The organism is Rhodococcus sp. AB351, from assembly GCF_049538275.1.
In the GTDB taxonomy this organism is placed as follows: Bacteria; Actinomycetota; Actinomycetes; order Mycobacteriales; family Mycobacteriaceae; genus Rhodococcus.
Genome location: NZ_JBMVFW010000021.1, coordinates 24,815 through 33,841, shown reverse-complemented (window position 1 = coordinate 33,841; position 9,027 = coordinate 24,815). Strand labels below are relative to the sequence as shown.

9 protein-coding genes and 2 pseudogenes are annotated in these 9,027 nt (G+C 70.0%); 3 read left to right on the top strand and 8 right to left on the bottom strand.

Annotation, left to right across the window (positions count from 1 at the left end; translation table 11 throughout):
- Positions 1-1,218 (bottom strand): annotated as a pseudogene (locus tag ACPCXD_RS22180) (oxygenase MpaB family protein); the annotation flags it as partial.
- A gap of 56 nt (positions 1,219-1,274) precedes the next feature.
- On the opposite strand from ACPCXD_RS22180, the gene ACPCXD_RS22175 reads away from it, so the two are divergent.
- Entirely contained in the window at positions 1,275-1,898 is a 624-nt protein-coding gene (locus ACPCXD_RS22175; RefSeq protein ID WP_229567846.1) for a TetR/AcrR family transcriptional regulator, read from the top strand.
- A 142-nt stretch (positions 1,899-2,040) separates the two neighbouring features.
- Positions 2,041-2,334, top strand: a pseudogene (locus ACPCXD_RS22170) (DUF3349 domain-containing protein); the annotation flags it as partial.
- 239 nt (positions 2,335-2,573) lie between these two features.
- Here the strand turns inward: ACPCXD_RS22170 and rdgB are convergent.
- The 7 genes from rdgB to clpS form a co-directional block, all read right to left on the bottom strand.
- Positions 2,574-3,185 (bottom strand): RdgB/HAM1 family non-canonical purine NTP pyrophosphatase, encoded by a 612-nt coding sequence (rdgB, locus tag ACPCXD_RS22165; RefSeq protein ID WP_059383999.1) that lies wholly within the window; start codon positions 3,183-3,185, stop codon positions 2,574-2,576.
- Positions 3,186-3,192: 7 nt separating this feature from the next.
- Positions 3,193-3,981, bottom strand: a complete 789-nt coding sequence (gene rph / locus ACPCXD_RS22160) for a ribonuclease PH (protein WP_088897423.1) — start codon at positions 3,979-3,981, stop codon at positions 3,193-3,195.
- A 34-nt stretch (positions 3,982-4,015) separates the two neighbouring features.
- Positions 4,016-4,777: a cyclic nucleotide-degrading phosphodiesterase gene (locus tag ACPCXD_RS22155; protein ID WP_088897424.1), complete on the bottom strand. Its 762-nt coding sequence runs from the start codon at positions 4,775-4,777 to the stop codon at positions 4,016-4,018.
- A 143-nt stretch (positions 4,778-4,920) separates the two neighbouring features.
- Positions 4,921-5,547, bottom strand: coding sequence for a rhomboid family intramembrane serine protease (locus ACPCXD_RS22150; RefSeq protein WP_145692450.1), 627 nt, complete (start codon positions 5,545-5,547; stop codon positions 4,921-4,923).
- Between the two features lie 26 nt (positions 5,548-5,573).
- Entirely contained in the window at positions 5,574-6,668 is a 1,095-nt protein-coding gene (locus ACPCXD_RS22145; protein ID WP_229567842.1) for a P1 family peptidase, read from the bottom strand.
- Entirely contained in the window at positions 6,665-7,243 is a 579-nt protein-coding gene (gene aosR / locus ACPCXD_RS22140; protein ID WP_088897427.1) for an oxidative stress transcriptional regulator AosR, read from the bottom strand. The genes ACPCXD_RS22145 and aosR overlap by 4 nt, the downstream gene beginning before the upstream one ends.
- 24 nt (positions 7,244-7,267) lie before the next feature.
- The gene (gene clpS, locus ACPCXD_RS22135; protein ID WP_088897428.1) at positions 7,268-7,624 is read right to left on the bottom strand and encodes an ATP-dependent Clp protease adapter ClpS; all 357 of its coding nucleotides are present in this window, start codon (positions 7,622-7,624) and stop codon (positions 7,268-7,270) included.
- 69 nt (positions 7,625-7,693) lie between these two features.
- Here clpS and ACPCXD_RS22130 point away from each other — a divergent pair, with 69 nt between their 5' ends.
- Positions 7,694-9,025 carry a nicotinate phosphoribosyltransferase gene (locus tag ACPCXD_RS22130; protein ID WP_160876354.1) on the top strand — a complete coding sequence of 444 codons (1,332 nt, stop codon included), beginning with the start codon at positions 7,694-7,696 and terminating at the stop codon, positions 9,023-9,025.
- The last annotated feature ends 2 nt before the right edge of the window (positions 9,026-9,027 follow it).

The following is a 9,027-nucleotide window of genomic DNA, read 5'->3' as shown; positions in this document are numbered from 1 at the left end:
GGCTTCGCGGCACCGAACTTCAGTGCCAGTTCGCGGCGTGCCGCACGGTCGCCGAGGTGTTCGAGCAACCGGCGCCCGGGAGCCGATCTCTTCAGGACCTGCGATTTGACGATGTTCGTCGCGACGACGGGGACGACCGCCCAGGGCGGGGTGACCGGTAGCCCCAGATCGTGGAGTCCCTGCTCCCCGAGGAAGAAGCGCAGCATGCTGAGCAGCCGCAGTCGTTCGTAGGCACCCCGGACCCGGGAGAAGCGTCCGTAGTCGAGCGTGCGCTGACCGTCGACGAGCGCGCGGGACAGATCGGCGCCCGCGGGTGTGACGTCGTCCTGCACGAGCACCACATGGTAGTTGAAGCGGTGCTGCTCGCGTTCGGAGTCGAACAACCATTCCTCGTCCACGCCCATGAGCCAGCCGACGTACTTCCACAGGTGCATCACGGCGCGGGATTCGTCGCGGCTCACGGTGTAGCCGAGTGCGCGAACACCCAGGAGCAGGGTGCCGTTGAACAGTCCGAGGGTCGCGGCCTGGTCGGTCTGGTTGATCGGCAGTCCCCAGTGCTCGATGTCCCATCGGCCGTTGTTCTCGAACCGGTCGTTGACGAGTGCGTGCATGGCGCGTACGTGCACGGTGAGCTTGAAGCCGTCCCCCTTCCGGCGCATGCCGCCGGGCTCACCGACGGCGGTGCCCCACTTCTGGGTCTCGCCGAGACGGCGCATGGCGGTGGATCCGGTGAGTCCGCCGGTCTCGACGAGGAGGTCCGGCGGCCCGCCGAAGCGGTAGCCACCGATGAGCGACAGTTGGAGCAGCACGTCGTTGCGGGTGCGGCCCATGCGACGGAATGCCCGTGCACCCTTCTCGAGCAGGTCCCGGTCCACCCAGTCGGGGACGGTGTCGACGACGGCGAAGAACTCGCGCAGCGCAGCGGGGTGCATCGGGTACCGCGTCGATCCCGTGTTCCAGTGCCCGGTGGAACTGCTTCATGGTGACGCGTTCCGGGTCGTCCCGGTCGCGGCGCATACCGCGGACGAGCGCGGCCCCCACCTCGTCGCGGGCGAACATCCTCCGGCCGATGCGGTCGAGCAGGTGCTGATCCACCTCGTGGATCCGGGCGAACTTCTTCAGCGGTCTCCCGATGCGCTCGTTGCGGGGCCGATTGCCCTCGTACCGCGTGGGGTACGGGCGCGTGCTCTCGTCCCGTAGCAACTCCTGTGTCACCATGAGGCGATGTTCACACGAGCTGTTACTCGCGTTCAATTCGCGTTTCCGGTGCGGCGATGAGCCCGAGCGACCGGCGCCGGCGGCGCGCGCCGCAACAGGAACGTTCCCGCGCGATGGTCGAACGGATCATCACCGCAGGTCGCACGGTTCTGCTGGAAAACGGCTATGAAGGTGCCTCGACGAACCGGATCGCGCGCGTGGCGGGGATCAGTCCGGGCTCGCTGTACCAGTACTTCCCCGACAAGGACGCCATCGTCGCGGAGGTGGTGGACCGCTGGACGGACGGGATGCATGCTCGCATTTCGCGCGTGTTCGCGGACGCTCTCGAAGGCCCGCCCACCCCCGTATCGGTGCGCGACACGATGGGCGAACTGCTCGACGCGCTCGCCGAGAATCCGCGCCTGCTCCAGGTGCTCATCGAGGAACTACCGCGCTCGTCCGACAGCCGGCTCGCCGCCTTCGAACGACGGATCGACGACCTGCTCAACATGTGGCTGCGTTTCCATCTCCGCGGGCGCGGCGACCGTCCGGTGGAGGCGATCGCGTGGATTCTCGTGCGTACGGTCGAGAACGTGGCCGTCTCGTACGTTCTCGACCGTCCCCCGGTGCATCGGGACGTCGTGGCCGACGAGCTCACCGCCATGGTCACGGCGTATCTGCGGGACATGTCACTGCCCTGACGGGGGACATGTCACTGCCCTGACGGGGCGAATCCGGTGTTCCTCGCTATCGTGGCGGGAACCCTGTGACCCTGACAGGGGGTCCCGGCCGGACATTTCGGGTTCGAACGGTCCGTGCGGGACGGTGAGTGAGGAGGCGACGATGGCGCGTTGGAATCCACGGGTGGTACTGGACTGGTTGCGTGCGGGATATCCCGAGGGGATCCCGGCGAAGGATCACTTCGCGTTGCTCGCCGTGCTCAAGCGTCGTCTCACCGACGAGGAACTCCTCGAGGCGATCGAGACGGCAGCGGCGACCGCGTCCGAGCACCCGGAGCGGCAGGTCGACCACGACACCCTGCGGAAGATCGTGGCAGGGGTGATCCACGAGGAACCGGACCCGCAGGACGTCGAGCGCGTCCGTGAACAGCTGGTCGCTGCGGGCTGGCCCGTCGTGGGCGGTGAACTCTCCCGCGGCGACGAGCCGACCGGACCCGCCGAACCGGCTACGCAATCGACGGCCGAGACGGCTGCGTCGCCGGCACCCGACGCTGATGCTGCATCGGATACCGGCGCCGAGGAGCCCGTGCGCGAGGAGCGTGGGACGCAGGCCGGCGCGCGTTAGCGGCTCGCGGCGAGCCGCGAATCAGGCGCTCGCGGCGAGCCGCGAATCAGGCGCTCGCGGCGAGCCGCGAATCAGGCGCTTGCGGCGAGCGCAGCGAGGGCGGGCACGAGCTGGGCGAGTGCCCGTCCTCGATGCGACTGTGCGTCCTTCTCCTCCGCGGACAGTTCCGCGGCGGTGCGTTCCTCGCCTTCGGGGCGGAAGACCGGGTCGTAGCCGAAACCGTTCTCGCCGCGCGGCTCGCGCACGATGCTGCCGCGCCATTCGCCGCGCACGACGGTCGTGACGAATCCGTCGTCCGACGGCACCACGAGCGCGCACGCCGACACGAAGGCCGCGCCGCGACGCTCGTCCGGCACATCCTGCATCTGGCCGAGCAGCAGTGCGGTGTTCGCCTCGTCGTCGCCGTGGCGTCCACTCCAGCGGGCCGAGAGCACGCCGGGCATGCCGCGCAGGGCGTCGACCTCGAGACCGGAGTCGTCGGCGACGCAGGGCATCCCTGTGGCGGCTGCGCCGTCGCGGGCCTTGGCTCCGGCGTTCGCCTCGAAGGTCTCCCCCGTCTCGGGTGCCTCCGGGTAGGGCGGGACGGTGTCGAGACCTACGAGTTCGATGCCCTCGATCCCGGCGCGGTCGAGCACGCGCTGCAGTTCGCGCAGCTTCTTCGCGTTGCGACTTGCGACCAGCACCCGCACGTCAGACTCCGAACTTCTTCTTGACGATCTCCGCCTCGACCGGCTCGGGCAGGGTGCCCGGGTACGGCTCGGCGAGCACCTCGCGCTGGATCCGGCACAGTTCCTCGATGCCGGCGAGCGAGGAGTCGAGCATCGCGTCGAGCGTGGAACGCGGGAAGGTCGCGCCTTCGCCGGTGCCCTGGACCTCGACGAGGGTGCCTGTCTCGGTGGCGACGACGTTCATGTCGACCTCGGCGCGCACGTCCTCCTCGTAGGGCAGGTCGAGACGGACACGTCCGTCGACCACGCCGACGCTGACGGCGGCGATCTGGCACGAGACGGGCTGCGGGTCGGCGAGGCTGCCCGCGGCACGCAGGTAGGTCACCGCGTCGCACAGTGCGACATAGGCGCCGGTGATCGCCGCGGTGCGGGTGCCTCCGTCGGCCTGCAGCACGTCGCAGTCGATCGCGATGGTGTTCTCGCCGAGCGCGGCGAGGTCGATGCATGCGCGCAGCGACCGGCCGACGAGCCGGCTGATCTCCTGGGTGCGGCCGCCGAGCTTGCCCTTGACCGATTCGCGTCCGCTGCGGGTGTGGGTGGCGGCGGGAAGCATCGCGTACTCGGCGGTCAGCCAGCCGAGACCGGAGCCCCTACGCCACCGCGGGACGCCTTCCTCGACGCTGGCGGTGCACATCACGCGGGTCTGTCCGAATTCGACGAGCACGGAGCCCGCCGGGTGGTTGGTGAAACCCCGGGTGATGCGAATGTTCCGGAGTTCGTCGTCCGCTCTGCCGTCTTCTCGTGTCGTCACTCGTCCGAGCCTAGGCGATCCGGGGACGGGCCTTTCAGATGCGGTACACGTCTCCGGCGGTGACCGCGTGGACCGGTCCGGAGTACTCGGCCTTGGCCTCGGCGATGACGTCCTCGCGGGAGGTCCACGGCGGGATGTGGGTCAGGAGGAGTTCGCCGACACCCGCGAGGGCTGCGACGCGACCGGCCTCGGTACCCGACAGGTGCACGCCCTCGGGGCGTTCCCCCGGCGCGTGGGTCCACGACGCCTCGGCGAGCAGCACGTCGGCGCCGCGGGCGAGTTCGACGACCGAATCGCACATCCCGGTGTCGCCGGTGTAGACGAGGGTGCGGCCGGAGTCGCTGGTGATGCGGAAGCCGTAGGCCTCCGGCGGGTGGTGGACGCGGCCGGGGCAGATGGTCAGGCTCCCGAACCGGATCTGCTCGCCGTCGCCGAGCATCCGGACGTCGAGGGTGTCGCTGACGTCGTCGACCTCGCCGGGGATCTCCGCGGACGCCACGCCGATGCGGTGGGCGGTGCCGGCGGGACCGTAGGTGAGGACGCGACCTTGCGGCGGCGACGGGGAATAGCGGCGCCAGACCAGCAGACCGGGCAGGTCGAGGCAGTGATCGGCGTGCAGATGCGACAGCAGGATCGACACTTCGCCGGGGTCGGCGTGGCGCTGGAGCGCACCGAGGACGCCGGGACCGAAGTCGATGACCAGGGGTGGGGTGTCCGGTGCCGTCAGCAGATAGCCGGAGGCTGCGGAATCAGGCCCGGCCACACTGCCCGAGCACCCCAGAACGGTCATGCGCATATCAGCCATGCTGCCATGCCGAAGGTCCCTCGATGAAGCCAACGCGCGTATTGCGGCGCAGACTCACAGTGGCCGGGAAGGTGTGACGCGCGGATCGTTCTGCCTCTTCGCGCGGCCGATCGGTGGGTTGTCGACGTGGGTGGTCAGCGTGGCATGACGGAGGTGGTGGTGCGGCGGGCGCGACGCGCGTCCGCGGACAGCGCCCATGCCGCGAGGACGCCGCCGACCGCACCGAAGAAGTGCCCTTCCCAGGAGATCCACGGTTCGCTCGGCAGCACGCCCCACAGCATGCCGCCGTAGAGGAACAGCACCACGACTCCCAGCAGGATCTGCCCGGCCTTGCGGGTGAACACCCCGCGCACGATCAGGTAGGTGAGCCACCCGAAGATCAGGCTCGACGCTCCGATGTGGGTCTCACCCGAGCCGGCGATCAACCACGTCCCCACCCCGGCGACGACCCAGATGATCGCTGTCGCGGCCAGGCCGCGCCCGATGCCGGAGAGCAGCACCAGGAAGCCGAGGACGAGTGCGGGCACGGTGTTGGCGGTGAGGTGGGCCCAGTCGGCGTGCAGGATCGGCGCGAACAACACGCCCCACAGCCCGTCGGCGGTGCGTGGTTCGACACCGGCCGCGTCGAGATCGGCGGGGAGCACCGCATCGACGGCCTCGATGCCGTAGAGCATCGCGACGAACCCGCCGATCCACAGACCGGCACGTTGCCAGATCGGCCGGATGCGGGTGTCGGCGCCGGTACCGCTGGGAATGGTCATGGCACCATTCTGCCGTCACGTACCGGTCAGCGGCCGAAGACCGAGGGCAGCACGTCGCGGTAGGCGGGGATGTCGGCCACCGAGGTCGCGGACAGGATGGCGTCGACGATCGCGCGTTCGACCACCACCGCCGCGGCCTCGCACACCGCGGCGAGGATCGGCAGTTCGGCGGCGAAGGCCGGGATCGACGGGGCATCGCCCAGTGCGTCGGAGACGTCGGCGGTGCCGGTCGAGAGCGCGAAGATCGTGTCGCCGTCGAGCGGGGAGTGCGCGGGACGTATCGCGCGGCCGAGACCGTCGTGCCCGGTGACCGCGACGCGACGGCACGCGGCCTTCGACAGCAGTGCGTCGGTGGCGACCACACCGATCGTGGTGTTGAGGACGGTGCCCTTGTCGCCGAGCGCGCGGGCCGCGGCCAGATCCGACGCGGAGGGCGACGACAGTCCGAGTTCCTCGGCGCGCGCGGCGTCGACACCCCAGGGCAGGCCGGTCACGGGGTCGAACACCGAGCCGACGGGGTTCGCCACCATCAGCGCCGCCACGGTCACCCCGGCCGCGGGGCCGTCCGTGATCCGCACGCTCGCCGATCCGATGCCGCCCTTGAGCGCCCCGGCGCGGGCACCGGTGCCCGCACCGACACTGCCGCGCGCGAAGTGTGTGGAACTGGCGGTGGCCGCGGCGGTGCAACCGGAATCGGCGGTCGGGCGCGCGGACCACTGCCCCACCGGCAGGTCGAAGATGACGGCGCCGGGGACGATCGGGACGACCGCGCCGGGCGCGCCCATCGGGATCCCCTTGCCGTTCTTCTCGAGATAGCGCATCACGCCGTCGGCGGCAGCCAGCCCGTATGCACTGCCTCCGGTGAGGAGCACCGCGTCGACGCGCTGCACGGAGTGGCTCGGATCGAGCAGGTCGGTCTCCCGGGTGCCCGGTCCCCCGCCGCGCACGTCCACCGAGGCGACGGCGGACGGGTCGGCGAGCACGACGGTGCATCCCGTGGCGGCGCCCGTACCGGGAACCTCGGGGGTTCCGACGGTGACCTTGGGATCGAGGTGCTGCCAGTGACCGACACTCAGACCCGCCACGTCGAGCAGCGAATCGGTCGGTCCCGGCACGATCACGGCTGCAGCGCCTGGACGAGGGAGTCCTGCATCCACGTCAGCCAGTGGTAGACGTCGAGATGCGGGGCACGCGGATCGTCGTCGTCGAGGACGTCGGGGGTGTCGGCGTCGATGCCGAGGGTGGTACCGAGCGCGAGCCGCACGTCGTTGAGTCCGTACAGCCAGGCCTCGGCCTGTTCGGGATTGAGCACCACCTTGCCGCCGCCCTCCGGCACGGTGCGCAGGATGACCGCGCCGGCGGCGAGCTTGGCGTCGATGATGCTCGGTTCGTGCAGGCTCCGCATCGCACCGTTGAGGTCGGCTGCGTCGTCGCCGACATCGGCGACGGCATCGGCGTCGGGGCGGTGGAACTCGGGTAGGAGGCGTCGCAGCGCCGGGATCTCGGGCGGGGTGGCGTTACCGGTGCGCAGGCCGGTCAGCGCCGCGAGGTCGTCCTGCGGGGCCTGTCCGGCGCGTTCCTCGAGCATGCCCAGCACGGAGGACACGAGCGACCGCAGCACCGACGCTTCGTGGGCGTCCATCTCCGACCGGAGCTTGGGGCCGCTGAGCGAGTTCTTCCTGGTCCACTGCCGCACGTCGGTCGGGCCCTCCTGTGGGGATCATTCGTCGCGTTGCATCGTCGCCCACAGTCCGGCGGCGTGCAGACGCTGCACGTCGTGTTCCATCTTGTCACGCGAACCACTCGACACGACGGCCTTGCCCTCGTTGTGGACCTTGAGCATGAGCTCGGTGGCCTTGGCCTTGCTGTACCCGAACAGCTTCTGGAAGATGAACGTCACGTAGTGCATGAGATTGACGGGGTCGTCCCAGACCACGGTCACCCATGGCCTGTCGACCGCTTCGATCTCCTCGACGATTTCGGCCTCGGCCGGAACGGCCTGTCCCGCCATGGCCCGAACGGCCTGGGCCGCCGTCGATCGGACGTCGAGCGGAGTGGTCGTACTACACGGCGCCATGTTCCCAGGGTACGACTTCGGAGCATCGCGAAAAACCCGCCTCGGAGGGCGTGGCTCTACAGTGATCGGGTGCCCGAAGCCATTCACCGTGCCGGTCGTCCCGGTACCGCATTGTTCACGGACAAGTACGAGTTGACCATGCTCGAGGCTGCCCTGGCGGACGGCACGGGCGACCGCCCGTGCGTCTTCGAGGTCTTCGCCCGGCGCCTTCCCCCGGGCAGGCGGTACGGCGTCGTCGCGGGCACCGCACGGTTGGTGGAGGCACTCGAATCGTTCCGGTTCGACGAGGCCGAACTCGAACTCGCCGCCGGTTTCCTGGCTCCGCGGACCGTCGAGTGGTTGCGCGACTTCCGGTTCTCCGGCGACATCGACGGCTACCGCGAGGGTGACTTCTACTTCCCGGGTTCACCGATCCTGTCGGTGAGCGGCACCTTCGCCGAGTGTGTGCTGCTCGAGACGCTGACACTGTCGATCTTCAACCACGACAGTGCGATCGCCTCCGCGGCGGCGCGCATGGTGAGTGTGGCCGACGGCCGCGCGCTCATCGAGATGGGGTCGCGGCGCACCCATGAGGAAGCGGCGGTCGCCGCGGCGCGCGCGGCCTATCTCGCGGGCTTCGACTCGACGTCCAATCTGCAGGCCGCGCAGCGGTACGGCATCCCCGCGGCGGGTACCGCCGCGCACGCGTTCACCCTGCTGCACACCACGACGGCCGGCCGCGACGAGGCGTCCGCCTTCCGCAGCCAGGTCGAGAGCCTCGGTGTGGGGACGACCCTGCTGGTGGACACCTACGACATCACCGAGGGCGTGAACACGGCGATCGCGGTGGCCGGCCCCGAACTCGGTGGCGTGCGGATCGATTCGGGCGATCTCGGTGTGCTCGCCCGCCAGGTGCGCGAACAGCTCGACGGACTCGGCGCGACCCGCACGAAGATCGTGATGTCCGGTGATCTCGACGAATACGGGATCGCGGGTCTGCGCGCCGAACCGGTCGACGGCTACGGCGTCGGCACGTCGCTGGTGACCGGCTCGGGGGCTCCGACGGCGGGCATGGTCTTCAAGCTCGTGGAAGTCGACGGCCTCGCGGTCGAGAAGCGCAGTGCGTCGAAGGAGTCCCGCGGGGGCGCGAAGCGGGCCGTCCGGTACGCGCGGAGGACGGGCACGCTCGTCGAGGAGGTCGTGTACCCGGCCCGCGCCGAGCAGGTCCCGCCGGGCGAGGGTTCGCAGGTCCACGAACTGATGATCCCGCTGGTCCGCGGCGGCGAGGCGGTCGGCGATCTGCCTACCCTGGAGGAGAGCCGGGAGTACCTCCGGCAGGGCATGGTGCGTCTGCCGTGGGAGGGCCTGACGCTCTCGGCCGGGGATCCCGCCATCCCCACCCGCTTCGTCCGTGAGGGGTGAGT